Raw genomic sequence first — 26857 nt, forward strand, 5'->3', positions numbered from 1 at the left:
AGGTGCAATGAGCAACGGCCTAGAAATATTCGAAATCCGGAGCATTTTTCGCCGCGCCCGACAGCAGACGGAAGACGTAATCAGCCACCGAACGGAAGGCAAAGACCTGAATTTCCTCTTCCGAGACCAGCCAGATCGCGGCGGCGGCCTGCGCAATGCGCGTGCGCCGCAACGCCCCCACCGGAAAGCTTGCCGGGGCCATGTCCGTAGGTGTGAGCCGCGCCAAGGTCTCACGGAGGCAGCACCCGGTCAGGCTCAGCCGCACCCGCATGTCCGACACGTCAAGCACCAGCGCATGCGCCCCGGCCTCGTCGAGTTCCGCCTGCAGGCGGCGCGCGGACTCCGCCGCTTCTGCCCGCGGCAGCAGCAGCAAAAGCTCGTCCGGCGACATCCAGAGCAGCCCGCGCTCTGCGGTGCCCGTCACCTGCCAGCGCCCCGGCAGGGCGCAGCCCGCCAGCGCCTCGACCGGGTCCGCAAAGGCCGGATGATCGAACGCCCCGCGCAGCGACACCATGCCGGTCGGTCCCATCTCGCGCACGGTGACCACGCCTTCGGACACTGCCCCCATCAGCGGGCTCATCGGCTCCATGGTGATCTCAGACATCGTTCCTTGCCCCCTCGGGATCATAGAAGACCGGGCTGACGATCCGCGCCTGCAGCGTGGTCTTGGCCTCATCGGCGGGATCGTAATCGTCGGTCGTGAAGGTCAGTTGCTCGCCCATCCGGTCCGGCCCGCCGCGCACCAGCGCCATGGCGATGCCCTTGCCCAGCGTCGGCGAGAAATACGACGAAGTCACCCGCCCTTCGGTGTTGCGCTGGCCGTTGGCATTCTTGCCCGGCGCAATGGCAAGCGCGCCGGTGGGCAGCACGCCGCCGTCGTCCATCTCGAGCCCCACAAGCTTCCAGCGCCCCGGATCGGCCATATGCACCCGCGCCTGCGCCCGCTTGCCGAGGAAGTCTTCCTTCTTCTTCGAGATCGCCCAGCCAAGGTTCAGGTCCTGCGGGATCACCGTGCCGTCGGTCTCGTCGCCGATCATGATGAAGCCCTTTTCGGCGCGCATCACGTGCAACGCCTCGGTGCCGTAGGGGGTGACATCCCACTCCGCCCCGAGTTCCAACAGCCGCCCCCAGAAGGCCCGTCCAAGGCTCGCCGGGACCGCCACCTCGTAGCTCAGCTCACCCGAGAAGGAGATGCGGAAGACCCGCGCCGGAAAGCCGCCCAGCGTCCCCTCCGCGTATGTCATGAAGGGCAGCGCTTCTCGGCTCAGGTCCATCCCGCCAAGCTTTTCCAGAAGCGCGCGGGCCTGCGGGCCGACCACCGCCACCTGCGCGTAGTGTTCGGTTATGTTGGCGGTGTAAACTTGCCAGTCAAACCACTCACATTGCAGCCAATCTTCCATATGCGCATGCACGTGCTCGGCGCCGCCGGTGGTGGTGTGGCACAGCCACGTATCCTCAGACAGCCGCACCACAACGCCGTCATCCATCAGAAAGCCATTCTCAGAGCACATCAGCCCGTAGCGGCATTTCCCGGTGGGCAGCGTGCTCATCATATTCGTGTAGAGCATGTCGAGGAACTTGCCCGCATCCGGCCCTTTCACCACAATCTTGCCAAGCGTCGAGGCATCCAGCAGCCCTAGGCTCTGGCGCGTCGCGAGGATCTCTCGGTTGACCGCCATCTGCGTCGTCTCACCCGGGCGCTTGTAGCAATAAGGCCGCCGCCATTGGCCCACCGGCTCCCACTGTGCGCCATTGGCCTCGTGCCATGCATCCATCGGGGTGCGGCGCATCGGCTGGAACAACTCGTCCCGCGCCTCGCCGGTGATCGCCCCAAACGAAATCGGCGTGTACGGCGGGCGGAACGTGGTGGTGCCCACCTGTGGGATTGCCTCACCCAACGCATCAGATAGAACGGCAAGACCATTGATATTACTCAGTTTACCCTGATCCGTCGCCATCCCCAACGTGGTGTAACGCTTGGCGTGTTCGACGCTCTCATAGCCCTCGCGCGCCGCCAGTTGCAGGTCCGACACCTTCACGTCGTTCTGGTAATCGAGGAAGGCTTTCATCCGCAGGTCGGCGGTCGCCTTCGCGGGCATGATCCACATCGGCAGCAGGGGCGCTTCGGACAGGTCTTCGCCCTCGGCCCGCGGGCTACCCGAATCTTCACACCCCACTTCAAGAGCCACGTTTTTCGCAGATTTTGCAGCGTCTTGCAGGACATATTTCAGCCCCATTTCGCCGTTCGCCGCGCCGACCGCAGATACGATGGGCGCCCCATCCGCGCCGGTTGGCGCGCGATCCGGATCGGGTCTGAAGAAGGCGCCCGCATCGTCCCAGCGCAGCTTGCCACCGCAATGCGACCGCAGGTGCACCACCGGCGACCAGCCCCCCGACATGGCGACCGCGTCGCAGGCAATATCCTCCAGAACGTTGCCGGTGCCGTCGGCAAGGCAGCTGTGCACCGTCGCCACCCGTTTACCGCCCGACACTTTCGCCACCGCCCGTCCGGGATCGACGCGCACGCCGCGATCGCGCACCTGCTCCATCAGCTTGCCGCCACCCATCTTGCGCGCGTCGAGCACCCGCTCCACCGTGATACCGGCGTCCAGCAGCACCAGCGCGGTGCGATAGGCGTCGTCATTGTTGGTGACGATCACCACTTTCTCGCCCGGGCTGACGCCATAGTTCACCACGTAGTCGCGCACCGCCGAGGCGAGCATCACACCCGGCACGTCGTTTCCGGCAAAGCTCAGGGGCCGTTCGATGGCACCCGTGGCGGTGATGATGCGCTTGGCGCGGATCCGCCACAGCCGGTGGCGCGGGCCTGCGGCGCCGGGCGCATGGTCGGTCAGCCGCTCATAGCCCAGCACATAGCCATGATCCTGCACCGCCGCGCCCATGCAGCGCGCGACGCGGCGCAGGTTCGGCAAAGCATCCAGCTCGGCCAGCGTTTTCGTCACCCACGCCTCGGGGTCCATACCGTCGATGGTGCCGCCATCGACCGGTGCGCGTCCGCCCCAATGCGGCGTCTGTTCGATCAGCAGCACCTGCGCCCCGGCCGCCGCCGCCGTTTTCGCCGCCTGCAGCCCAGCCACCCCGCCGCCGACGATCAGCACATCGGTGTGCACGTGGAAATGTTCGTAATCATCCGCATCGCGGCTTTCGGGATGCGGCGCCTTGCCAAGCCCGGCTGCGCGGCGGATGAACGGCTCATAGAGATGCTTCCAGAAGGCGCGCGGCCAGAGGAACGTCTTGTAATAGAACCCCGCCGGCAGAAACCGCGACAGCGCGGCGTTCACCGCGCCGACATCCTGCGCGAGGTTCGGCCAGCGGTTCTGGCTTTCCGCCTGAAGCCCGTCGAAGACCTCGGTGGTGGTGGCGCGCTGGTTCGGCTCGAACCGTGGGCCGGCCCCCAGCCCCACCAGCGCATTGGGCTCTTCGGCGCCCGAGGCAACAGCGCCGCGCGGGCGGTGATACTTGAAGCTGCGGCCCATCAGCAGTTGGTCGTTCGCCAGCAGCGCCGAGGCCAGCGTGTCACCGGGATAGGCGCTCATCGAGGTGCCATCGAAGGTCAGGCGGATGCTCTTGGAGCGGTCGATAAAACGACCGCCCTTGGCCAGACGGATGCTCATGTTCTGTACCTCTTCGCCAAAGTCGCGCCGGATCCTGCGGCGCAGCGGATCGCCAGCGGCGTATGTGCAAGCGGTCGGCGGCTCATGACGGCACCTGCCAGTCGGGATGCCGGGCGCGAATGCGCGCCAGCACCTCCTCGGGCGGCTGCGGCGCGCGGGCGCTGTAGGTGCCATAGACCTCCATCGTCACGCTGTCGCGCGCAGCAAGGAACCACTTGCCGCAGCCATAGGCGTGCCGCCAGCGTTCCAGCACCGGCCCTTTTGCAGCGTGGCGGTTGAACAGATAGGCCTCGAAATCAGCGTCGGAACTGCCCAGCCCCTCGCGTTTGAGATGCGCCTCGCCGCCGGGGGCGAGTTCGATTTCCGCGGCCTCCAGACCGCAGCAGGGACAGGTGAGGATCAGCATGAGACCTCTCCGTTGCGATGGAAAAACTGGTGACCGGACACGCCAAAAGCGCCCGACAGAATGGCAGGACGCATTGGCACGTGCTGGAATGGGGAAAAGGCGGCGCTCGCCGCGCGGTCAGTCGGCTGCGGCGGGCGGCTCTGCGGTGTGCTGCAGCGGGCCGCTGGCCCCTTCCACCGCTTCGACGACGCTCTGCGGGTCGGCATTGCTCTCTTGGTCCCCCGCACCGTCTCCGGGCTGCGGGCCGAAAATCGACCATAGCACGACTGCGATGACCACCAGCGCGATCCCCAGCAGGCATGACAGCACAGCGACGAGGCCGGTGCGGACCGGCGAGCTTGCGCGGCGGCGCCGCTGCCGGGGGTCCTGCGCATGGGGGTCTGCCGCATGTGACGGATGCGGCGTGGCAGGGCCTGCCATGAGCACTCTCCTTGGATGACACGATCGTCTGGCGCAACGCATGACACCGCGATTGCGTTCCCGATATCGCGCGCCATCGTCCGCTTTCCGCTCAATGCGCGGGCAGCAGCCGGTCCGAAGCGCCCGATTTGCGGGCTTATGGGCTGAATCCACGCGGAATTCGCTGGCCGGTTGCCCGCTGTCAATGAATAGCCCCGTTGCGGACCTACCGTGACCGAACGCCGGTGTGTTTCGGCAGACAAGAAGCCACGCAAGGAGGCCCCATGAGCAGACTTCTGACACTGACACTGACCAGCCATCGCGGACGCCGCTACCCGGTCGAGCTTTTCACCGCCGACACCGGCTTTGCCGATGAAGGCGCGGTCTATCTGCTGATGCGGCTGCCCGAGGGGCGCGCGGTGCAGGCGCAGATCCTCTATGTGGGCGATGCCGAAGCGCTGGGAGCGCAACTTGAGAGCGACAAGCGCGCCAATGGTCCGTGGTCGCGTGCCGCTGCCATGGGTTTTGACACCATCGGAGCCGTGGCGCTGTCGCGCGCCGAGGACCGGCAGATGATCGCCCGCGAGTTCATCGACAGCTGGCACCCGCCCTGCAACGAAGGGCACGGCGCGCAGACCGGGCTGATGGGCCTCGCCGCGCCGCTGCCCGTCACCCTGCCGCGCAGCGCCCTCGGGCGCTGAGCCGCGCGCAGATGCTTCGGAGGCGGGGGTCAATGGGCCACCCCCGCCGCCACGCTTTCATCGATGAACCGGCCCTCGCGGAACCGATCGAGCCCGAACTCGGCAGTCAGCGGCGAGTGGCCCTTGGCCATCAGTTCGGCAAAGCCCCAGCCCGAACCGGGGATCGCCTTGAACCCGCCGGTGCCCCAGCCGCAGTTGATGAAACAGTTTTCCAGCGGCGTCTTTGACAGGATCGGCGAGCGGTCGCCGGTGACATCGACGATCCCGCCCCACTGCCGCAGCATCTTGAGGCGTGAGATCATCGGGAAGGTCTCGGTCAGCGCCCGCACGGTCTCTTCGATATGCTGGAACGCGCCGCGCTGGGTGTAGTTGACGTAGCCGTCGGTGCCGCCGCCGATCACCATCTCGCCCTTGTCCGACTGGCTCATGTACCCATGCACCGTGTTGGCCATCACCACCACGTCCATGCAGGGCTTGATCGGCTCGCTGACCAGCGCCTGCAACGCCACCGACTCGATCGGCAGGCGGAAGCCCGCCTTCTCGGCCAGCACGCCGGAATGCCCGGCAACCACTATGCCCAGCTTGTCGCAATCGATCTCGCCCTTGCTGGTGGTCACGCCGCGCACCTTGCCACCCTCAGAGCGGATGCCGGTGACTTCGCAGTTCTGGATGATGTCCATGCCCATGTCCGAGCAGGCCCGCGCATAGCCCCAGGCCACCGCGTCGTGCCGCGCCGTGCCGCCGCGCGCCTGCCACAGCGCGCCCAGCACCGGGTAGCGCGGCCCCTCGATGTTCATGATCGGGCACAGCCGCTTGACCTCGCGCGGGCCGATCATCTCGGTCTCGATGTTCTGCAGGCGGTTGGCGTGCACCGTACGCTGATAGCCGCGCAGCTCGTGCTCGGTCTGCGCCAGCATCATCACGCCGCGCGGGCTGAACATCACATTGTAGTTGAGGTCCTGACTCAGCCCCTCATAAAGCGCCCGCGCCTTCTCGTAGATCGCCGCAGAGGGGTCCTGCAGGTAGTTCGAGCGGATGATCGTGGTGTTGCGCCCGGTGTTGCCGCCCCCCAGCCAGCCCTTCTCGATGATTGCGACATCGGTGATGCCGAAATTCTTGCCAAGGTAGTAGGCGGTGGCCAGACCGTGACCGCCAGCGCCGATGATCACCGTGCTGTAGCGGCGCTTCGGCTCGGGCTTGCGCCAGGCGCGGGCCCAGCCTGTGTGATAGCGGGCCGCCTCGCGGGCGATGGCAAATACCGAATAGCGTTTCATGGGGCTCGAATCCGCTGTCTGAAATAACCGTTCCGTCCCAATTCCTGCACGCGGCGGCGCGCGGCGCAACCGCCTGTCTTGCCGCGCGGTGAACACGCGGCAAAGAGCAGCAGGGCTTTGCCCTTTTTTCCCGGAGCGCGGAGATATACATGGGGTTGAGAAGGAGAGCTTGGGATGATGATTTTCTGGATCGTGACCGGTCTTGCGGTGCTGGCCGTGGCGGCCCCGATGGTGGTTGCGCTGCTGCGCGCGCGGCGCGAGATCACCGGTGCCGAGGCCTCCGACCTGCAGGTCTACCGCGACCAGCTCTCCGAGATCGACCGTGACCGCGCCCGCGGCACCATCGGCGAGGCCGAGGCCGAGCGTCTGCGCACCGAGGTGTCGCGCCGCATCCTCGCCGCCGACAGCCGCGCCCATCGAGGCGAAGTTCAGCTGGGCGATCAGAACGGCCAAGCGCCCGCCGCCCGCGCCACACGCGGGCCACGCCGCATCGGCGCGGCGCTGGTCGTCCTCGCGCTGCTCGGCGGCAGCTATGCGCTCTACCTGCAACTCGGCGCGCCCGGATACGGCGACCTGACCCTGCGCGGGCGCATCGCAGCGGCGCAGGAGATGCGCGAGACCCGTCCTTCGCAGCAGGAAGCCGAGGCCGCCCTGCCCGCCAGCCCGCCCAGCGACGCGCCAGCGGAATATGCCCAGCTTGTCACCCGGCTGCGCGGCGCGGTGCAGGAACGGCCCGACGATCTGCAGGGCCAGATGCTTCTGGCCCGCTCCGAGGCGGCGCTTGGCAACTATCCTGCCGCCTATGCCGCGCAGCGCCGGGTGATCGACCTCAAGGGCGAGGCCGCCAGCGCCGAGGAGTACGCCGATCTCGCCGACATGATGGTGCTCGCCGCCGGCGGCTACGTCTCGCCCGAGGCCGAGACGGTGCTCGATCAGGTCATGCAGCGCGATCCCGAGAACGGCGTGGCGCGCTACTACGGCGGGTTGATGATGGCGCAGACCGGCCGTCCCGACAGCGCCTTCCGCATCTGGGACAACCTGCTGCGTGACAGCGAAGCCAGCGCGCCGTGGGTGCCCGCGATCACCGAGCAGATGCCGCAGATGGCGCAGCGCGCCGGGATCAGCGATTACACGCTGCCACAGATGGCCAGCAGCGCGCTTCCCGGCCCCTCGGCGGACGACGTGCAGGCCGCCTCCGAGCTCTCCGACGACGACCGTCAGGCGATGATCCAAGGCATGGTCGACAATCTCTCGCAGCGCCTCGCCGAGCAGGGCGGCAGCCCCGACGAATGGGCCCGCCTGCTCGGCGCACTTGGCGTGCTTGGCCAGACCGAGCGCGCCGAGGCAATCTGGGCAGAGGCGCAGCAGGTCTTCGCCTCCCGACCCGAAGCGCTCGCCACGGTGCGCGACGGTGCCGCCCGCGCCGGGCTGACCGACTGAGCCCGGCCGCTTCTTCTCTTTGAAAATACGCCGGGGTGAATTGGCCGAACGGCCAAGAGGGGCAGCGCCCCTCCCTTCCCTCGCCGCCCGCGCTGGCCTAAACAGCGCAGAGCCACCACAGGACGCCCCGAGATGATCCACGAAGAAATCGACACCTTCGCCGACGCCCTGCCGCCGATGCGGGCCATTGCCGGGCTCGACCTCGGCACCAAGACCATCGGCGTTGCGCTCTCGGACCGGCTGCTGTCGGTCGCCACGCCCGTCGAGACGATCAAGCGCAAGAAGTTCACCCTCGACGCCGAGGCGCTGCTGAAGATCGTCACGGACCGCGAAGTTGGCGGCATCATCCTCGGGCTGCCGCGCAACATGGACGGCTCCGAAGGGCCGCGGGCGCAATCCACCCGCGCCTTTGCGCGCAACCTGTCGAAGCTCTGGGACGGGCCGATCGGCTTCTGGGACGAGCGCCTGTCGACCGTCGCCGCCGAGCGCGCGCTGCTCGAAGCCGACACCTCGCGCAAGAAGCGCGCCGAGCTGATCGACCACGTGGCCGCCAGCTTCATCCTGCAGGGCGCGCTGGACCGGCTGCGCCACATCCGCGAGGCCTGAGCCCGATGCCCGGCGACACGCCCGCCCAGCCCCCCATTGACAGCCCCTGCATCAACATCTGCGTGGTGCATCGCGCCGCGGGTCTGTGCACCGGCTGCCTGCGCACGCTCGACGAGATCGCAGCCTGGGGCAGCTACACGCCAGAGCAGCGCCGCGCGATCATGGACGATCTTCCGGACCGCAAGGCGCTGCTGCGCCAGCGCCGCGGCGGCCGCGCCGGACGGCGCGGCGGCACAGGTTAGGCGGCGGCGTCGCGCATCCGGCCCTGCGCCTCTTCGATCACCTCGATCCCGGCGCCGTCCCGCGTCGCCTTCTCGGACAGCACCTGCCGCCATTTGCGCGCGCCAGGACGGCCCGCGTAAAGCCCCAGCATGTGCCGGGTGACCTGATGCAAGCGACCACCCTCGGCGATGTGCCGCTCGATATAGGGCAACATCGCCGCCACCGCCGCATCGGGCGAGACCGTCTCTGCCTCGCTCCCGTAGATCCGCGCATCTGCCTCGGCCAGCACGTCCCACGGAGTGTGGTAGGCGGCGCGGCCAACCATCACCCCATCGAGCCCGCGCGCCAGATGCGCCTGCGCTTCGTCAAGGCTCTGCACCCCGCCATTGATCGAGACGTGCAACTGCGGGAAGGCCGCCTTCATCTCGTGCACCAGTTCGTAGTCGAGCGGCGGGATGTCGCGGTTCTCCTTGGGGCTCAGCCCCTGCAGCCACGCCTTGCGCGCGTGGATGGTCACCCGCTCGCAACCTGCCGCAGCGATTTTCTCAAGAAACTCCGGAAGCACCTCGCGCGGCTCCTGGTCGTCGACACCAATGCGGCATTTCACCGTCACCTCGACGTCCACGGCCTCGCGCATCGCCGCGACGCAGTCGGCCACCAGCTGCGGGTGCTTCATCAGCACCGCGCCAAAGGTCCCGGACTGCACCCGGTCCGACGGGCAGCCGCAGTTCAGGTTGATCTCGTCGTAGCCTGCCACGGCCCCCAATTTGGCCGCCTGCGCCAGTTCCACCGGGTCCGAGCCGCCCAACTGCAGCGCCACGGGATGTTCGGACGGATCATAGGTCAGCAAATGCAGCGCTCCGCCGCGCACCAAGGCCGGCGCGGTGACCATCTCGGTATAAAGCAGGCTCTCACGCGACAGGATGCGGTGCAGGTAGCGGCAATGCCGGTCGGTCCAATCCATCATCGGTGCCACGGACAGGCGCGCAGCCCGCGACAGGTCGACGTTTTTCTGTGCTGCCTCTGCGCTCATAGTCCAACACGGCCCCTTGGTTTGGTTTGCGGGGCCGTTTGCCCCGGATCAGGGCGCAGTGCAATACAATGATACTCGACCGGCCCGCACAGCCCGGTGCAGAATAGCCTATGCGCGGGCCGCGCCCAAGCCGCAGGCGGCCCGCGCGCCGCGCCTCTGAAGCCTGCTCCGGCACCGGCGCTGTCAGCCCGCCAGCCCGGACAAATCCATGGCATCACTGTCCTTCAGCGTTTTCAGCACGAAGTCCGACCGCACCTGCGCGATCTGCGGCAGCATCAGCAGCCGATCGTGCAGGAAATTGGCAAAACTCTCGAGATCGCGCGCCCGCACGTGCAACACGTAATCGGCATCGCCCGAGACCGAAAACGCCGATTGGATCTCGGGCTGCCGGTCGATCCACTGCGAAAAGTCGCTGTCGGTGCTCTTGCCGTGGAGCCGCAGGTTGACCCGCACCACGACGCGGATCCCAAGGCCAAGCTGGCCCGCATCAAGCCGCGCGCGATAGCCCTCGATCACCCCCGCCGCCTCGAGCGCCGCGCGGCGGCGCGAGCATTGCGAAGGCGAAAGGTTCACCATCTCCGAAAGCTGTGCATTGGTCAGCGCCCCGTCGCGCTGCAGCGCGTCGAGGATCAGGCGGTCAAAACGATCAAAGGCCATGGCGGCACACCTCATGCATGTATCCTCCCCTTCATACATCACATTCAGCGATTTCTCAAAATATACGCACAACCCGCGCATATATCGTCATTCAGGCGCATGCAATTGCACACAACGTGCGCGCGCCGGGCTGTATCCTTGTCTCAATCAGAAGGAGGCCCAATCATGTTCGACGCTACCCCCACCCATGTGCATCAGGCCATCGCTCAGGCCGTGCGCGATCACGGGATCGACACGATGTTCGGACTGATGGGCGACGCCAATCTCTTTATCGCCGATCACTTCGTGCGCGGCTGCGGCGGGCGCTTCGTTCCCGCGGCGCATGAGGGCAGCTCGGTGCTGATGGCGCTAGCTTATGCGCATGTGGCGGGCCGGATCGGCGTAGCCACCGTGACCCACGGGCCGGCGCTGACCAATTGCGTCACCGCGCTGACCGAGGGCGCACGCGGGCAGATTCCCATGGTGCTGCTCGCTGGCGACACGCCGGTGGCCAACCCGCGTCACCTGCAGGGCATCGACCAGCGCGAGGTGGTCAAATCCACCGGTGCGGGCTTTGAACAGATGCGTGCGCCGGAACTGGCGGTGCGCGACGTGGCGCGCGCCTTCTATCGCGCGCAGGTCGAGCGGCGGCCCATCGTGCTCAACATGCCCGCCGAATTCATGTGGCAGGACGCGCCCTACACCCCCTGCGTTCTGGACGTGTTCGAGACCCGTGGCCTAGTCCCCGAGGGCGATGCGCTGGATCAGGCCATCGGGATGATCGCCAGCGCCCGCCGCCCGGTGATCCTTGCCGGAGCCGGTGCCTGCAACGCCCGTGACCAGATCATCGCGCTCGCAGACCGGCTCGAAGCGCCGCTGGCCACCACGCTGAAAGCCAAAGGGCTGTTCCGCGGCCACCCGCACGACATGGACATCTTCGGCACGCTCAGCACGCCCGCCGCCTACGAGGTGATCGGCAAGGCCGACTGCATCATCAGCTTCGGCGCCGGTCTGCATGATTTCACCACCGATAAGGGCGCCTTGCTGAACGGCAAGCGGCTGGTGCAGATCGACAGCGACAGCCGCGCCATCGGGCGCAACCTGCACCCCGACGCGGGGCTCGTGGCCGACGCAGGCCTGACCGCCGACAATATCGTGCACTGGCTGGACGAGGCCGAGATCCCCGCCAGCGGCTTCACCCCCGAACTGGAGCCCGGCAGCCTGCGCCTTCATCCCCCGGCGCGCGCGGCGCAGCCGAGCGAGCGCTGCGTGAACTACGTCGCCGCGCTCGACCGGCTGGAGCAGGCGCTGCCCGAGGATCGCATCCTCGTCACCGACGGCGGGCGCTTCATGACCGAGGTCTGGTGCCGCATCTCGGCGCCCGATCCGCGCAGCTTTGTGGTGACCGCCAATTTCGGCTCGATCGGGCTGGGTCTGCAGGAGGCGATCGGCGCCTCGGTCGCCGCGCCGGACCGTCCGGTGGTGCTGTTCTCGGGCGATGGCGGCTTCATGATGGGCGGGCTTGGCGAGTTCAACACCGCCGTCCGGCTGAAGCAGGACATGATCGTCATCCTGTGCAACGACAGCGCCTATGGCGCCGAGCACATCCAATTCATCGACCGCAAGATGGACCCCGGCCTGACCCAGTTCGACTGGCCCTGCTTCGCCGAGGTCGCAACGTCTCTGGGCGGCAAGGGGATCGTTGTGCGCAGCGAAGCGGACCTGCAGGAAGCGATCGCCGCGATCGAAACCCGCGACCGCCCACTGCTCATTGACCTGCGGCTTGATCCAAACGACGTGCCGCGCATGCGCCTCTGAGCCTGCCGCACCGGGCGCCCGGCTTGACCTCGGGCGGCGCAGGGCGCAGGCAGCAAGCGCCAGAACCCGGAGATCCGCCATGTCCCGCCCGCCCCTCGTCATCTCGATCCAGAGCCAAGTGGTGCTGGGCCACGTGGGCAATTCCGCCGCGCTGTTCCCGATGCAGGCGGCGGGACTGGAAGTGGCGGCGATCCCGACGGTGGTGTTCTCCAACACCCCCGACTACCCAACGCTGCGTGGCCGCGCCCTGCCCGCCGATTTCTTTGCCGACCTGTTGCTGGGCGCCAAAGAGCGCGGCCTGCCCGAGCGCGCCGCCTTCATCGTCTCTGGCTATATCGGCTCGCCCGAGGTGGCCGAGCTGACCGCCGACTTCGTGGCCGCGGCGAAGCAGGTGAACCCGGCGCTCACCTACCTGTGCGATCCGGTCATGGGCGATGCCGGACCGGGGCTCTATGTGCCGGGAAGCATCGCCGAGATGCACCGCGACCGGCTGCTGCCGCTCGCCGATCTGGCCACACCCAACCCGTTCGAGCTGTCGTGGCTCACCGGGCGCGAGCTGCGCAGCCTTCACGACCTGCGCGCCGCGCGCGACGCGCTGCGGCTGGCCGACGGCGCGCGGCTGATCACCACCGGCTGCGCGCTCGACGACACGCCTGAAGGCCACATCGAGAGCATCACGCTTGGCGCCGCCGAGATCACCCGTCACCCGGCGCCGCATCTGCCCATCGCCCTGCCCGGCACCGGCGATCTTTACACCGGCCTGCTGACCGCGGCGCTGGCGCGCGGGCGCAGCCTGCCGGGCGCGGTCGAGATGGCGCAGCACCTCACCGCCCGCGCCCTGCAACGCGCCGCCGATCTGGGGGCCGGAGAAGTGGTGCTCAGCGATCCGGCACTGCGCAAGACCCTGCTGCATCTGGAAAACGATTCAATTTCGCACAATCCCTAGGCAACTGTCGGTGGTGCGGAAACGACAGGCTGCACGGAATTTCGCGGCAAGTCTGTTTCGAAACCCACCATGTCGCATCCAGCCCTCAGAATCGTCGCGAGCGCGATATTTCTACCCTCAGATTGTCGCGGATGATCCATGCCGTGCGTCGCATTTTTGCGGAGCACGTCCGGAGCGATGCGACAACGCGCACCACCGCGGAGGGCGGTGTCGCCTTCCGGGGCGCCCCCTTCTCCACCAGAGATCACGGGCCCCGCGCCCGGCCTACGGAGTTCGGCCATGACAGCTGACGCCAAGACCCTCGACCTGCTGAGCCGCCGCAAGCCCGGCCATTCGCTGCAGCAGGCCTTCTACACCGACCCCGAGATCTTCGCACAGGACCTTGAGCAGATCTGGTACCGTGAGTGGCTCTTCGCCACCCCGGTCGCAGCGCTGCCCAAGACCGGCAGCTATGTGACGCAGAAGGTCGGCCCCTACCGCGTGGTGATCGTGCGCGGTCCGGACGGGTCGGTGCGCGCCTTCCACAACACCTGCCGCCACCGCGGTTCGGTGATCTGCAAGGCCGCCTCGGGTCAGGTCGCCAAGCTGGTCTGCCCCTACCACCAGTGGACCTACGAGCTTGACGGTCGCCTGCTCTGGGCGCGCGACATGGGCAGCGACTTCGACGCCTCGGCGCATGGGCTGAAGCCGGTGCACTGCCGCGTGCTGTCGGGCCTCGTCTACATCTGCCTCGCCGATGACGCGCCCGATTTCGACACGTTCGCCGCCACTGCCGAGCCGTTCCTCGGCGTGCATGATCTGGCCAACGCCAAGGTCGCGCATCAGTCGACGATCATCGAGAACGGCAACTGGAAGCTGGTCTGGGAGAACAACCGAGAGTGCTACCACTGCGCCGGCAACCACCCGTCGCTGTGCCGCACCTACCCCGAAGATCCGACGATCACCGGCGTGTCGCAGGACGGCACCTTCCCCCCGACCGTGGAAGCGCATTTCAACCGTCTCGAAGCCGCCGGCGCGCCCTCGCGCTTCAAGATGGCCGAGGATGGCCAGTACCGTCTGGCGCGGATGCCGCTGCTGGACGGCGCCGAAAGCTACACGATGAACGGCAAGATCGCGGTGCAAAAGCGCCTCGGCAAAATCCCCTTCACCGATGCGGGCACGCTGCTGAAATTCCACTACCCGGCGACATGGAACCACTTCCTGTCGGACCATTCGATCACCTTCCGCGTGACCCCGATCAGCCCGACCGAGACCGAGGTGCAGACCACTTGGCTCGTCCACAAGGACGCGGTCGAGGGCGTCGACTACGATCTGGAAAACCTCACCACCGTCTGGGAGCACACCAACGACGAAGACCGTCAGGTTGTCGAAGACAATCAGCAGGGCATCAACTCCCCGGCCTATGAACCCGGCCCCTATTCGTCGAGCCACGAGGACGGGGTGAACCAATTCGTCACCTGGTACTGCGACACCATGACCAAACGCCTCGCTCCGGCACGGATGGCGGCAGAATGAGCGGCGTGACCCTGCCCACCGCTGCCGTGCGCTACTGGAACGATGACGAGATGCTGGAATGCGTCTCGGTCATCCCCGAGGCGCCGAACGTGTCGACCTTCTGCTTCGCGGCCCCGTCGGGTGCGCTTTTCGATTACCTGCCCGGCCAGTTCGTCACCCTCGAACTGCCGGTGCCGGGCGGGCCGCTGCACCGCACCTACACGATCTCGTCGTCGCCCTCGCGGGCGCTGTCGATCACCGTCACCGTAAAGGCGCAGCCCGACTCCATCGGCACGCGCTGGATGCTCGATAACCTGCGTCCGGGGATGCGGATCAAGGCGATCGGCCCGGCCGGTCACTTCACCTCGCATCACCACCCGGCCGAGAAGTACCTGTTCATCTCGGCGGGCTCGGGGATCACCCCGATGATGTCGATGGTCACCTACATGTATGACCTTGGCCGCATCCCCGACGTGGTGTTCATCAACTGCGCCAAACGCCCGTCGGACATCGTGTTCCGCGAGCGGCTCGAGCATATTGCCAGCCGGATCGACGGAATCGAACTGCGCTGGGTGGTCGAAGAAGGCGACCGGTTCCATCCGTGGACCGGCTACAAGGGCATGTTCAACCAGCTGATGCTGGGTCTGACCGCGCCGGACTACCTCGAGCGCGAGGTGTTCTGCTGTGGCCCCGAGCCGTTCATGCAAGCGGTGCGCGAGGCGCTGCAGGGCCTCGGGTTCGACATGGACCATTACCATCAGGAGAGCTTCCAGCCCTCTCTGGCGAAAGAGGAGCACGACGCGACCGAGGGCGATGTGGTCCCCGAGCACGACGTGTCGGCGGAAGTCACCTTCGCTGCCTCCGGCGTCACTCAAAGCTGCAAGGAGACCGACACGATCCTCGCCACCGCGCGTTCGGCCGGTCTCAACATCCCGTCGGGCTGCACCTTCGGCGTCTGCGGCACCTGCAAGATCAAGAAGACCTCGGGCCAAGTACACATGGTCCACAACGGCGGCATCACTGAAGATGATATCGCAGATGGCTACGTGCTGGCCTGCTGCTCGCATCCCATCGGCAAGGTCGAAGTCGAGGCCTGAGGGCATTCATTCACGGACAAGGTAAAGGCCGCCGCGAGAGATCGTGGCGGCCTTTTTTATCACTGCCCGAAGGGTGATCCGCCCGGCATCAAGGCGAAGCCGCCGGGCGCGCGCCTGCCCGTCGCACCCGAGGTGCGCAATCAGGGATCTGCACGCTTTGCGCGTGCAGGACGGGCCAGCGCTTGCCCGGCGCGCTGCGCGCTTGTTCCGGGCTTTATTGCCTTACTCCGCCGCCACGGTCTTCACGCCACCCGGCACGTAGTTGAGGATCGGCGCAAGCCAGCGCTCCACCTCCTCGACCGCCATGCCCTTGCGCGCGGCATAATCCTCGACCTGATCACGCTCGACCTTCGCCACGCCAAAGTAATAGCTCTCGGGGTGGCCGATATAGAGCCCCGACACCGACGAGCCCGGCCACATGGCATAGCTCTCGGTCAGTTCGACGCCGGTTGCGTTGGTCGCGTCCAGAAGCTCGAACAAGGTGGTCTTCTCGGTGTGGTCGGGCTGCGCGGGATAGCCCGGCGCGGGGCGGATTCCGGCGTATTTCTCGGCGATCAGTTCTTCGGGCGTGCAGGACTCATCCGGCGCATAGCCCCAGAGTTCCTTGCGGACCATCTCATGCATCCGCTCGGCGAAGGCCTCGGCGAAACGGTCGGCCAGCGCTTTGACGAGGATCGACGAGTAATCGTCGTTCTTGGCCTCGAACTCCTTGGCGATGCGCTCTTCCTCGATGCCCGCCGTCACCACGAAGCCGCCGACGTAATCAGGCGTGCCCTCGGGGGCGACAAAGTCCGACATCGCCACATTGGGCCGGTCGCCGCGCTTGGCGGTTTGCTGGCGCAGGGTGAAGAAAGTGGCCAGTTCCTCGGCGCGGCTCTCGTCCTTGAACAGGCGGATGTCGTCGCCCACGGCGTTGGCAGGCCAGAAGCCGACCACGGCGCGCGGGTGGAACCACTTCTCGTCGATGATCTTCTTCAGCATCGCCTGCGCGTCGTCAAAGAGCGCGCGCGCCGCCTCGCCCTGCTTCTCGTCGTCGAGGATCTTCGGATAGACGCCTTTCATCTGCCATGTCTGGAAGAACGGGGTCCAGTCGATGTAGCGCGCCAGTTCGGCCAGATCCCACGCGTCAAACGCCTTGGTGCCAAGGAAGCTCGGCGCGTGCTGCGGCTGGAAGTCGAGCTTCAGCGCGTTGGCGCGGGCGTTCTCCAGCGGCAGGCGCTTCTTGGCCAGCTCGGCGCGGGCGTGCTTCTCGGCCACATCGGCATATTCGCTTTGGACGTTGGCCACATACTCGGGCTTCTGCACCGGCGACAGCAGCGACGACACAACGCCCACAGCCCGCGAGGCATCGTTGACATGCACCGCCTGCCCGGCGCCGTAGCGCGGGTGGATCTTCACCGCCGTGTGCACACGGGAGGTGGTCGCGCCGCCGATCAGCAGCGGAATGTCGAAGCCCTCGCGCTCCATCTCCGAGGCCACATGCACCATCTCGTCGAGCGAGGGGGTGATGAGGCCCGAGAGGCCGATCACATCGACGTTCTGCTCTTTGGCGGTGGCGAGGATCTTTTCTGCCGGGACCATGACGCCAAGGTCGATGATCTCGTAGTTGTTGCAGGCCAGCACGACGCCGACGATGTTCTTGCCGATGTCGTGCACATCGCCCTTCACCGTGGCCATCAGCACCTTGCCGGCGCTTTCGCGGCCATCACCGCCCGACAGGCGCTTTTCCTCTTCCATGTAGGGCAGCAGAACGGCCACGGCCTGCTTCATCACGCGGGCCGATTTCACCACTTGCGGCAGGAACATCTTGCCCGCGCCGAAGAGATCGCCAACCACGTTCATCCCGGCCATCAGCGGGCCCTCGATGACGTGCAGCGGGCGCTCGGCGGCCTGCCGGGCCTCTTCGGTGTCGCCGTCGATGAACTCGGTGATGCCATTGACCAACGCATGCTCGAGCCGCTTTTCGACGGGGAGTTCGCGCCAGCTCATGTCTTTCTCGCGGCCCTTGGCACCGCCCTGCCCACGGTATTCCTCGGCCAGTTCCAGCATGTTCTCGGTGGCCGAGCCGCCGTTCGCGGGTTTGCGGTTCAGCACCACGTCCTCGCAGGCCTCGCGCAGCCGCGCGTCGATCTGGTCATAGACCGCCAGCTGTCCGGCGTTGACGATACCCATGTCCATACCGTTCTGGATGGCATGATAGAGGAACACCGCGTGCATCGCCTCGCGCACCGGTTCGTTGCCGCGGAACGAGAACGACAGGTTCGACACGCCGCCCGAAATGTGGACATGCGGGCAGGTTTCGATGATCCTGCGGGTGGCCTCGATGAAGTCGACGCCGTAGTTGTCATGCTCTTCGATGCCGGTGGCGACGGCGAACACGTTGGGGTCAAAGATGATGTCCTCGGGCGGAAAGCCGACCTGCTCGGTGAGGATCTTGTAGGCGCGCTGGCAGATCTCGACCTTGCGGTCCTCGGTGTCGGCTTGCCCGGTCTCGTCGAAGGCCATGACCACCACCGCGGCACCATAATGCCGGCACAGGCGCGCCTGATACAGGAAGCTCTCTTCGCCTTCCTTCAGCGAGATCGAGTTGACGATCGGCTTGCCCTGCACGCATTGCAGACCGGCCTCGATCACCTCCCATTTGGAACTGTCGATCATGATCGGCACGCGGGCGATATCGGGCTCGGCGGCGATCAGGTTGAGGAACTCGATCATCGCCTGCTTGGAGTCGATGAGGCCCTCGTCCATGTTGATGTCGATCACCTGCGCGCCGTTCTCGACCTGATTGAGCGCCACCTCGAGCGCCGTGGCATAGTCGCCATTGGTGATCAGCTTGCGGAACCGCGCCGAGCCGGTGACATTGGTCCGCTCGCCGACGTTGACGAAGGGGATCGCCTCGGTGAGCGTGAAGGGCTCCAGCCCCGACAGGCGCATCTGCGGGACGTGCTGGGGGATCTCGCGCGGCGCGTAGCCCTCGACGGCCTTGGCAATGGCGCGGATGTGGTCATAAGTCGAGCCGCAGCAGCCGCCGACGATATTCACCAGCCCGTCGCGGGCAAAACCAGCGACCTGCTCGGCCATCTGCTCGGGCGTCTCGTCGTACTCGCCCATCTCGTTGGGCAGGCCGGCGTTGGGATAGGCGCAGATCAGCGTGTCGGCGACCGACGAAAGTTCGGCGAGGTGCGGGCGCATGGCATTGGCGCCAAGCGCGCAGTTGAGGCCGATGGTCAGCGGCGCGGCATGGCGCACCGAGTGCCAGAAGGCGGTGGGCGTCTGGCCCGAAAGCGTGCGGCCCGAAAGGTCGGTGATCGTGCCCGAGATCATCACCGGCAGACGCTCGCCGCGCTCGGCGAACACCTCCTCGCAGGCAAAGATCGCAGCCTTTGCGTTCAGCGTGTCGAAGATCGTCTCGATCAGCACGATGTCGACGCCGCCATCGATCAGCGCGCGCGCCTGCTGAGCATAGGCCTCGCGCAGCTGGTCGAAGGTCACCGCGCGGTAGCCGGGATTGTTCACATCGGGGCTGATCGAGGCGGTGCGGTTGGTCGGCCCAAGCGCGCCGGCGACGAAACGCGCGCGCCCGTCTTCGGCCTCGGCCCGGTCCATCGCCTTGCGCGCCAGCCGCGCGCCCTCATAGTTCAGGTCATAGACCGCCGCCTGCATGTCGTAATCGGCCTGCGCGATGGTGGTCGACGAGAAGGTGTTGGTCTCGGCGATATCCGCGCCGGCCATGGCGTATTGGTAGTGGATCTCCTCGATCGCCTCGGGGCGGGTCAGGTTGAGGATATCGTTGTTGCCCTGCTGCGGCTTATCGCTCGAATGCGGCAGATGGCAGGTGCAGGCCCCGCCACCGCAGCCCTGAAAGTCGCCCTCCGACAGACCCAGCTTCTGGATCTGCGTGCCCATGGCGCCATCGAGGATCAGGATGCGCTCGCGCGCGGCGGCCTCGAGACGGTCGAAGACGGGGGAACGGGTCGGGATAGCGGCGGACATGACGGACTCCGGGCCAGAGGTGGCAAGCATTGGTTGCGCCGTCTCTAGCGATCTAGGGCGCTGAAGGCCATCTCATATTGATCATCGTTTATATGAAGACGGCTCAAGCAGCGGCAAAAGCCTTCTAAGAGAATTGCCTCCCCATCAACGCAAAGGGGCGGACCTTTCGGCCCGCCCCCTGCTGTCACTCACCTGACCGATCAGTTCGGGATCAGGTCGGGAACGATGGTCACAATCCCCGGCGCGAACCACAGCAGCGCAAGCCCGGCCACCTGGATCAGCACGAAGGGCAGCACCCCGCGGTAGATATGCCCCGTGGTCACCGAACTTGGCGCCACGCCGCGCAGGTAGAACAGCGCAAAGCCGAAGGGCGGCGTCAGGAACGAGGTCTGCAGGTTCACCGCGATCATGATGGTCACCCACTTCGGATCGAACGAGCCGCCATAGATCACCGGCCCGACGATCGGCACAACGATGTAGATGATCTCGAGGAAGTCGAGCACGAAGCCGAGGATGAACAGCACCAGCATGACGATCAGGAAGACCTTGTGCTCGTCATCGAAGCTGCGCAGGAACTGCTGGATGTAGTGCTCGCCCCCGAAGGAGATCACCACGAGGTTCAGCAATTGCGAGGCCACGAGGATGGTGAACACCATCGAGGTCACCTTCGCCGTCTCGCGCACCGCCGGCCCAAGCACCCCGGCCTTGAGCAACACCCAGCAGGCGAACAGCAGACCAAAGAGCGCATAGAGATACGCCGCCTGCGCCACCATGAAGGCGATCCAGGTCTCGGCGCCCGCGCCCTCGGTGCCGACCCGCAGGTCGAAGTTCACCCCGATGAGGATCATGATCGCCACCGCGAAGGTGGACATCAGGATGATCTTCGGCGAGCGGCCCTCTTCCCCGAGCTTGCGGTAGGCCGCCAGCATGATGGCACCGGCCGCGCCGAGCGCCGCGGCGGGCGTCGGGTTGGTGATGCCGCCAAGGATCGAGCCCAGCACGGCGACGATCAGCACCAGCGGCGGGAAGACCACCCGGATGAGATCGTTCTGCGCAAGGCGCGCGGCGGCGTGCTTGCAGCCCCAGAGCGCGATGGCCCACGGGATCAGCATCATCAGAACCGTCGCCATCGGCGAGGTGTTGGCGTTGATGAACAGCACGTCGACCAGCAGCCCAAGCACCAGACCGCCCGCGCCGATGAGCAGCGGCCGCGGCTCGGACGAGGGCGACACGGCCCGCGCCCAGGCCAGCACGATGCCCAGCAGAACCGCGATCACCGCGATGCCCGTGCCGATCGGTGCGGCGTTGGCGATCTTGGCGATGCGCAGCTCTTCGATCCGCTCGGGGCTCAGGCGCTCGCTCATCTCCAGACCGCCAGCCTCGTCGATGGCCTGCTGTTCGGCAACCGCCGCGTCCCATGCCTCCTGACCGTGCAGGTCGATCATCGACGCCTGACACTCCGGGCCGACATTGGTGCGCAGCGACGCCATCTGGCCGCTGTCGGAGAAGCTGTCGACCTGCGTCGACTGCGAGCCGACGATGCCGATCTGACCCAGCACAAGCGTGCCGACGATGATCAGCGCCGGAACCCCAAGGTACCACGTCAGCGCCTCGCCGCGGGTCACCGGCTCGCCGCCGCCGCCGTCAAGCTGCACCGGCGGCGCCGATTGCGGGCGGAACATGGCAAAGCCAAAGGCGTAGAGCGCGTAAAGACCGGCAAGCAGGATCCCCGGCAGCAGCGCCGCTTGGAACAGCGTGCCCACCGAAACCACCGCCGGCTCGCCCAGCAGCGTCAGCGCGTCGGTGCAGCCGGCAAGCTGCGCGCGGTCTTCCTGCGCGGTGGCGTAGAGATCGCCCGCCAGCGTGCCCAGCAGAACGATCACGATCGACGGCGGGATGATCTGCCCCAGCGTGCCTGACGCGGCGATAACGCCGGTCGCCAGCTCGGGCGAGTAGTTGTTGCGCAGCATGGTCGGCAGGGCCAGCAGGCCCATGGTCACCACGGTGGCGCCGACGATGCCGGTGGAGGCCGCAAGAAACGCGCCGACGACGACGATCGACACCGCAAGACCGCCCGGCAGCGGGCCAAAGACGCGCGCCATGGTGGTCAGCAGGTCGTTGGCGATCTTCGAGCGTTCCAGCACGATGCCCATCATCACGAACATCAGCACGGCCAGCAGCGTCTCGATCGACTGGCCCGCGATGACCCGTTCGTTGATGCGGTTGACGATGAACGACACGTTGCGGTCGAGCGCCACCTCCCAGCCGCGGTCGAACACCGGCATCGCGTAGCGCGGCAGGTCCGGATAGCGGAATATGGAAATGGCGTCTTCGCGCACGCCGCTGTCGACCAGCGCACGATAGGCGTCAGAGCCCGTGTCGATGGCCTGATGGATCAGCAGCCCCGCGCTGTCGAGCGCGGCGATGATGCCGAAGGAGATGACCCCCGCGCCGCCGATGGCGAACGCCACCGGAAAGCCCGAAAGGATCGAGGAGAAGAGCGTGAGAAAGACGATGATCAGGCCGATCTCGACGCCATCGAGTCCGAAAAGCATTTACCTATGTCCCTCTCAGAATTCCGCGTGGTCGTAGGCTTCTTCGCCCGCTTCGACCCTGTCGTGATCGTGGTATTTGCCGTCGCTCTCCGGGCCCTCTTTCCATTCGAGGTAGGAGCGCCAGAAGAAGGTGACCCCCTGCAGGAAGATGAAGCCGCACATCAGCACGATCAGGATCTTGAACAGGAAGTAGGCGGAAAAGCCGTTGGGGCTGAAGCCGATGGTCTCGACGTTCCAGCGCAGCGCGCGGGCCTTCATCAGCAGCCGCTCCAGACCTTCGGAGGCCGAGGGTTTGGGCACGATCAGGTGCCGCCACAGGAAGAACCACGAGTAAAGCCACATCAGCGTGGCCATGGGCAGCATGAAGAACAGGCTGCCGAACATGTCGATGATCTTCTTGGTGGAGTATTTCACCGGCGAGTAGACCAGATCGACGCGCACGTGACCGCCTTGCACAAAGGTGTAGGCCAGACACAGCGCCACGACGATGGCGTTGTAGAGCTTGAGCTCTTCGGACCACCAGCTGACGTCGAAGGTCACCGGAACGCCGAAGCCGAACGACAGGTCCGGCCGCGCGAAGATGCGCTGCACGAGGATGATGATCACCTGCTGCAGCACCATGATCAGGCCGGCCCATGCGGCAACGCGCCCGACGGTGTTGTGGAAGGCTTCAAGCCCGCGCACCATGCCCCACATGACGCTGTGACGCCACATCCCGATGGCCGTGAGCACAAGGAAGGTGGTCAGCACGACGAAGAAGAACTCTGCCGATGCGCCGTAGTAGACGAAGCGCATCGCCGCTTCGTTGTCCGACCAGTTCAGCCAGCTTGACGGATGCGTCAGCGCGTAGCCGAGATTCCAGAAGGACATGGCGATATTGCCGAAGAACCAGGCCAGCGCGTCCAGTATCGCACTGAACGCCCCACCCGAGGCTGTCTCTTCCATGACCGGTGCCCCCTTTTCTTATCTTGTTGGATGCTGCCCCCGGACCTGCGGAAATTGCGGTCCCGGCCGGGGCGATGTCTTGAAGCAGCTACGCCCCCGCGTGAAGCGGGGGCGCGATTTGCGATATGCGTGGGATCAAAGACCCATGACGCGGTTACGCTGTGCCGAGAACGAGCCTTCCGAGCGGCTGATCCACTGCGCCGAGGAGCGCAGCGAGCTGTTGAAGCTCTCATAGCACTTGGCGTAAAGCTCGTCGCCCATGGGCTCTTCCATGACTTCCTTGGCCGCGGCGCCGAAGGCATCCCAGACGCTGTCGGGGAATTCCATCAGCTTCACGCCGCCGGACTGCAGACGCTGCAGCGCCGCCGAGTTGTTGGCCATGAACAGCGACATGGTCCACAGGTTCGACGCGCGCGCCACCTGACGGACGATCTCCTGATGGCCGGCGCTCAGCCCTTCGAACACGTCGAGGTTCATCGTCAGGTTCAGGTTCGGGCCCGGCTCGTGGAAACCGGCGGTGTAGTAGATCTTGGTGATTTCCTGGAAACCGGCCTTCTCGTCCGCCCACGGACCGATCCACTCGGTGCCGTCGATCGCGCCCGAGGACAGCGCCTGATACACTTCCGCGCCCGGCAGGTTCTGCACCGATGCGCCGAGCTTGCCCAGCACCTGGCCGCCCTGGCCCGGCATGCGGAACTTCAGGCCCTGGAAGTCTTCCGGCGAGTTGATCTCTTTCGAGAACCAGCCGCCCGACTGCGGGCCGGTGTTGCCCGACGGGAAGGCCTTCAGGCCAAAGATGGAATACAGCTCATCGCAGAGCGCCTCGCCGCCGTCGTGGTAGAACCAGTTGGCATATTCCATGAAGTTCATGCCGAACGGCACCTGGCTGAAGAACGACAGCGCCGGGTGCTGGCCGAGGAAGTAGTAGTCCACGCCGTGGTACATGTCGGCCTGACCGGCGGACACCGCGTCGAACACCTCGAAGGCGCCCACAAGCTCGCCCGCGGCCTTCAGTTCCACGGTCAGTTGGCCGTCGGTGGCCGCGGTGATCTGATCGGCACAGTACTGCGCGCTGTCATGCACACCGGCAAGGCCGCGGCCCCAGGTGGTGACCATGGTCAGGGTACGGCGGCCCTGCGCATAGGCCGGAGCAGCAAGCGCAGACGCGGCAGCAGCGGCGCCACCAGCGGTGGACGCCCTCAAAAAGGAACGACGATCCATGTAAATCCTCCCATAGATTATCAGGCGCGGGCCATCTCCTCATGTCCTCGCGCGGATCGTTACAGTTCGGGCAGACTAGGACAGGTGCTCGGGCAAACGAAATACCCAGCACTACGTAAAAGACGACATAATCTTGCGGGTGACGCTGCGATACCAAAGCTAAACCATGCGTTCCGTTGCGGAATTTTCAGGCAATTGTGGCGTTGCCGCTTCCCTGATGCCCGAATCATGCCGTAACTGGAGGGAGATGAGGCGAATTATGCAAAAGCTCAGGCTCAGTTACGGACAGAAGCTCTTTCTTCTGGCCTCGGTGCCGCTGATCCTTGCTTGCGCCGCCATCGCCCTGCTGGTGGCCTACCAGTCGCGGATGCTGGCCGAGCGCGAGATCCGCCAGCTCGAAACCGAATTGCTGGAAGCCAAGAAGCAGGAACTGCGCAACTACGTCACCCAGGCGCGCAACGGGTTCTATTTCATCTATGGCGCCGCTGCCCCTGACGACGAGGCCGCCAAGACGCAGGTGGCGCAAATCCTCGCAGCGATGATCTACGGCGAAGATGGCTCGTTTTTCGTCTACGACTACGACGGCACCAATCTGGTCTCGCCCCGCCGCACCGATATGATCGGCAAGGATTGGTCGGGGCTGACCGACAGCGAAGGCACGCCGATCGTCGATCCGCTGATCGAGATCGCGCGTCAGGGTTCTGGCTATCACTCGTTTCTCTGGCCCAAACCCTCAACCGGCGAAGAGGCAGAGATGATCGCCTTTGTGCTGGGCTTTCAGGATTGGCAGTGGGCGGTGGGCACCGGCGTCTGGATCGACGACGTGCTGGCCACTGTCAGCGCCAGCCGCACTGAGGTGCAGGCCCGCATCCGGCGCACCTTTCTTTATATCGGCGGCATCACCCTTGGCGCGCTGCTGATGGTGTTCCTGTCGGGGCTGGCGATGAACCTGCGCGAACGGCGGCTCGCGGACGCCAAGCTCAAGGAACTGACCCAGCGGGTGTTCGACGCGCAGGAAGACGAGCGCCGCCGCGTCGCGCGCGAGTTGCACGACGGCATCAGCCAAATCCTCGTCGGCGTGCGCTACGCGCTCGACATCACCCGCCGCCGCCTCAGTCAGAACGACCCGCGCGCCATGGACACGCTGGGCCGCGGCACCGAGGCGCTGTCCGGCGCCATCCAAGAGGTGCGGCGGATCAGCCGCGACCTGCGCCCCGGCGTGCTCGACGATCTTGGCCTCGGCCCCGCCCTGCGCGCGCTCATCGACGATTTCGAGGCCCGCACCGGCATCACCAGCCGCCTCGAGACGGTGGTGTTCCGCAACCGCGTCGATCAGGAGGGCCGCATCGCGCTCTACCGCATCGCACAGGAGGCGCTGACCAATATCGAGCGCCATTCGGGCGCCACCTCGGTCACCATCGACCTGCGCGGCCATCGCCGCGGTGCCACCCTGCGGATCGAGGACAACGGCCACGGTATCGACCCCGACAAGGTCCGCGGCCAGCGCGGTATCGGCCTGCGCAACATGCAAGAACGCATGGACCAGCTTGGCGGCAGCTTGCGGATCTTGTCCTCTAAATCGGGCACGGTTATCGAGGCACAGATCCCCCTGTCGCACCTTCTGCCGCCTGAAGAGGGCGCATCCACTTCGACCAGCCCCCCAAACAGCAAGGCGTCCGCATGACACAGCCCATCCCAGAGCCCACGCAGCACGCCGCGCCCACCAAGGTTGTCATCGTCGACGATCACCCGCTCGTCGCCGAGGGGATCGAAGCGTTGCTCGACAGCTACGACGACATCACCGTGCAGGCCACCGTGTCGGATGGCCAGCAGATGATCGACCGTCTGGAGGAGCTGTCGCCCGACGTGATCCTGATGGACCTCAATATGCCGGGCCTCGGCGGGCTGTCGGCAACTGAGATGATCCTAGAGCGCCGCCCCGAGACCCGCGTGCTGATCCTGTCGATGCACGACACGCCGCAATATATAACAACCGCGCTTGGCCATGGCGCTTCGGGCTACGTGCTGAAGGACGTGCCGACCGAAGAGATCAAGACCGCCATCGACACGGTGATGCGCGGCGAACGCTACCTTTGCACCGGCGCCGAGGGCGCGCTGGCCCCGGTGATGTCGGGCGGCGGCGAGCAGCTGACCAACCGCGAGCAGACCATCCTGCTGCAACTGGCGCAGGGCAAGTCGAACAAGGAAGTGGCACAGGCGCTCGACATCTCGGTGCGCACGGTCGAGACACACCGCAAGAACATCAAGCGCAAGCTTGGCATCAGTTCTACCGCCGGGCTCACCCGATACGCGCTAGAACACGGGGTGCTGCAGGGCACCGGCGTCAACAGCTAAGGCACCTGCCACCGCCATAGCTGTCGGCATCGCGTGCACCGTCTTTCCGCGTGTAAAGCGTCGTGTCGGGAACCATCCCAC

The 26857-nt window shown here is 66.1% G+C and carries 21 protein-coding genes; 10 read left to right on the plus strand and 11 right to left on the minus strand.

Features of this window, described 5'->3' with window-relative positions; translation table 11 throughout:
* Positions 1 to 19: 19 nt before the first annotated feature.
* The 4 genes from ACXAJT_RS01730 to ACXAJT_RS01745 form a co-directional block, all read right to left on the minus strand.
* Positions 20 to 604: a sarcosine oxidase subunit gamma gene (locus ACXAJT_RS01730; RefSeq protein WP_475232334.1), complete on the minus strand. Its 585-nt coding sequence runs from the start codon at positions 602 to 604 to the stop codon at positions 20 to 22.
* On the minus strand, positions 597 to 3635 hold the full coding sequence (locus ACXAJT_RS01735) for a sarcosine oxidase subunit alpha family protein (protein ID WP_475232336.1): 3039 nt from the start codon (positions 3633 to 3635) through the stop codon (positions 597 to 599). The genes ACXAJT_RS01730 and ACXAJT_RS01735 overlap by 8 nt, the downstream gene beginning before the upstream one ends.
* Positions 3636 to 3717: 82 nt before the next feature.
* The gene (locus ACXAJT_RS01740) at positions 3718 to 4041 is read right to left on the minus strand and encodes a sarcosine oxidase subunit delta (protein WP_475232338.1); all 324 of its coding nucleotides are present in this window, start codon (positions 4039 to 4041) and stop codon (positions 3718 to 3720) included.
* A gap of 117 nt (positions 4042 to 4158) precedes the next feature.
* Positions 4159 to 4461 carry a hypothetical protein gene (locus ACXAJT_RS01745; RefSeq protein ID WP_475232340.1) on the minus strand — a complete coding sequence of 101 codons (303 nt, stop codon included), beginning with the start codon at positions 4459 to 4461 and terminating at the stop codon, positions 4159 to 4161.
* Between the two features lie 263 nt (positions 4462 to 4724).
* Between ACXAJT_RS01745 and ACXAJT_RS01750 the strand changes: the two genes are divergently transcribed.
* A complete protein-coding gene (locus ACXAJT_RS01750; RefSeq protein ID WP_475232342.1) occupies positions 4725 to 5141 on the plus strand; it encodes a hypothetical protein in 417 nt (138 codons plus the stop codon).
* 29 nt (positions 5142 to 5170) lie between these two features.
* Here the strand turns inward: ACXAJT_RS01750 and ACXAJT_RS01755 are convergent, their stop codons facing one another.
* Positions 5171 to 6415, minus strand: a complete 1245-nt coding sequence (locus tag ACXAJT_RS01755; RefSeq protein ID WP_475232344.1) for a sarcosine oxidase subunit beta family protein — start codon at positions 6413 to 6415, stop codon at positions 5171 to 5173.
* A gap of 174 nt (positions 6416 to 6589) precedes the next feature.
* Here ACXAJT_RS01755 and ccmI point away from each other — a divergent pair, with 174 nt between their 5' ends.
* From ccmI to ACXAJT_RS01770, 3 genes are all read left to right on the plus strand, one after another.
* Positions 6590 to 7855 (plus strand): c-type cytochrome biogenesis protein CcmI, encoded by a 1266-nt coding sequence (gene ccmI / locus ACXAJT_RS01760; RefSeq protein ID WP_475232346.1) that lies wholly within the window; start codon positions 6590 to 6592, stop codon positions 7853 to 7855.
* A 132-nt stretch (positions 7856 to 7987) separates the two neighbouring features.
* Entirely contained in the window at positions 7988 to 8461 is a 474-nt protein-coding gene (ruvX, locus tag ACXAJT_RS01765) for a Holliday junction resolvase RuvX (RefSeq protein ID WP_475232348.1), read from the plus strand.
* Between the two features lie 5 nt (positions 8462 to 8466).
* Positions 8467 to 8703 (plus strand): DUF1289 domain-containing protein, encoded by a 237-nt coding sequence (locus ACXAJT_RS01770; protein WP_475232351.1) that lies wholly within the window; start codon positions 8467 to 8469, stop codon positions 8701 to 8703.
* Here the strand turns inward: ACXAJT_RS01770 and dusA are convergent.
* Both dusA and ACXAJT_RS01780 read right to left on the minus strand, forming a co-directional pair.
* Positions 8700 to 9716 carry a tRNA dihydrouridine(20/20a) synthase DusA gene (dusA, locus tag ACXAJT_RS01775; RefSeq protein WP_475232353.1) on the minus strand — a complete coding sequence of 339 codons (1017 nt, stop codon included), beginning with the start codon at positions 9714 to 9716 and terminating at the stop codon, positions 8700 to 8702. The genes ACXAJT_RS01770 and dusA overlap by 4 nt on opposite strands.
* Positions 9717 to 9899: 183 nt before the next feature.
* Positions 9900 to 10373, minus strand: a complete 474-nt coding sequence (locus ACXAJT_RS01780) for an Lrp/AsnC family transcriptional regulator (protein ID WP_475232355.1) — start codon at positions 10371 to 10373, stop codon at positions 9900 to 9902.
* Between the two features lie 165 nt (positions 10374 to 10538).
* Here ACXAJT_RS01780 and ACXAJT_RS01785 point away from each other — a divergent pair, with 165 nt between their 5' ends.
* The 4 genes from ACXAJT_RS01785 to ACXAJT_RS01800 all read left to right on the plus strand — a co-directional run bounded on the left by ACXAJT_RS01785 (position 10539) and on the right by ACXAJT_RS01800 (position 15707).
* Positions 10539 to 12170, plus strand: coding sequence for a thiamine pyrophosphate-binding protein (locus tag ACXAJT_RS01785; protein WP_475232357.1), 1632 nt, complete (start codon positions 10539 to 10541; stop codon positions 12168 to 12170).
* 79 nt (positions 12171 to 12249) lie between these two features.
* On the plus strand, positions 12250 to 13116 hold the full coding sequence (pdxY, locus tag ACXAJT_RS01790) for a pyridoxal kinase (protein WP_475232359.1): 867 nt from the start codon (positions 12250 to 12252) through the stop codon (positions 13114 to 13116).
* 279 nt (positions 13117 to 13395) lie between these two features.
* Positions 13396 to 14631: an aromatic ring-hydroxylating oxygenase subunit alpha gene (locus ACXAJT_RS01795; RefSeq protein ID WP_475232361.1), complete on the plus strand. Its 1236-nt coding sequence runs from the start codon at positions 13396 to 13398 to the stop codon at positions 14629 to 14631.
* Positions 14628 to 15707: an FAD-binding oxidoreductase gene (locus tag ACXAJT_RS01800; protein WP_475232363.1), complete on the plus strand. Its 1080-nt coding sequence runs from the start codon at positions 14628 to 14630 to the stop codon at positions 15705 to 15707. Before ACXAJT_RS01795 ends, ACXAJT_RS01800 begins: the two co-directional genes overlap by 4 nt.
* 222 nt (positions 15708 to 15929) lie before the next feature.
* On the opposite strand, the gene metH is transcribed toward ACXAJT_RS01800, so the two are convergent.
* The 4 genes from metH to ACXAJT_RS01820 form a co-directional block, all read right to left on the minus strand.
* On the minus strand, positions 15930 to 19700 hold the full coding sequence (gene metH / locus ACXAJT_RS01805; protein WP_475232365.1) for a methionine synthase: 3771 nt from the start codon (positions 19698 to 19700) through the stop codon (positions 15930 to 15932).
* Between the two features lie 200 nt (positions 19701 to 19900).
* The gene (locus ACXAJT_RS01810; protein WP_475232367.1) at positions 19901 to 22255 is read right to left on the minus strand and encodes a TRAP transporter large permease; all 2355 of its coding nucleotides are present in this window, start codon (positions 22253 to 22255) and stop codon (positions 19901 to 19903) included.
* Positions 22256 to 22270: 15 nt separating this feature from the next.
* The gene (locus tag ACXAJT_RS01815; protein ID WP_475232369.1) at positions 22271 to 23200 is read right to left on the minus strand and encodes a TRAP transporter small permease subunit; all 930 of its coding nucleotides are present in this window, start codon (positions 23198 to 23200) and stop codon (positions 22271 to 22273) included.
* Positions 23201 to 23335: 135 nt separating this feature from the next.
* Positions 23336 to 24421, minus strand: coding sequence for a TRAP transporter substrate-binding protein (locus tag ACXAJT_RS01820; RefSeq protein WP_475232371.1), 1086 nt, complete (start codon positions 24419 to 24421; stop codon positions 23336 to 23338).
* A gap of 247 nt (positions 24422 to 24668) precedes the next feature.
* On the opposite strand from ACXAJT_RS01820, the gene ACXAJT_RS01825 reads away from it, so the two are divergent.
* Both ACXAJT_RS01825 and ACXAJT_RS01830 read left to right on the plus strand, forming a co-directional pair.
* On the plus strand, positions 24669 to 26105 hold the full coding sequence (locus ACXAJT_RS01825) for a cache domain-containing protein (protein ID WP_475232373.1): 1437 nt from the start codon (positions 24669 to 24671) through the stop codon (positions 26103 to 26105).
* Positions 26102 to 26776 carry a response regulator transcription factor gene (locus tag ACXAJT_RS01830; protein ID WP_475232375.1) on the plus strand — a complete coding sequence of 225 codons (675 nt, stop codon included), beginning with the start codon at positions 26102 to 26104 and terminating at the stop codon, positions 26774 to 26776. Before ACXAJT_RS01825 ends, ACXAJT_RS01830 begins: the two co-directional genes overlap by 4 nt.
* Positions 26777 to 26857: the final 81 nt, after the last annotated feature.

The organism is Salipiger sp. ABF4_146, from assembly GCF_056161345.1.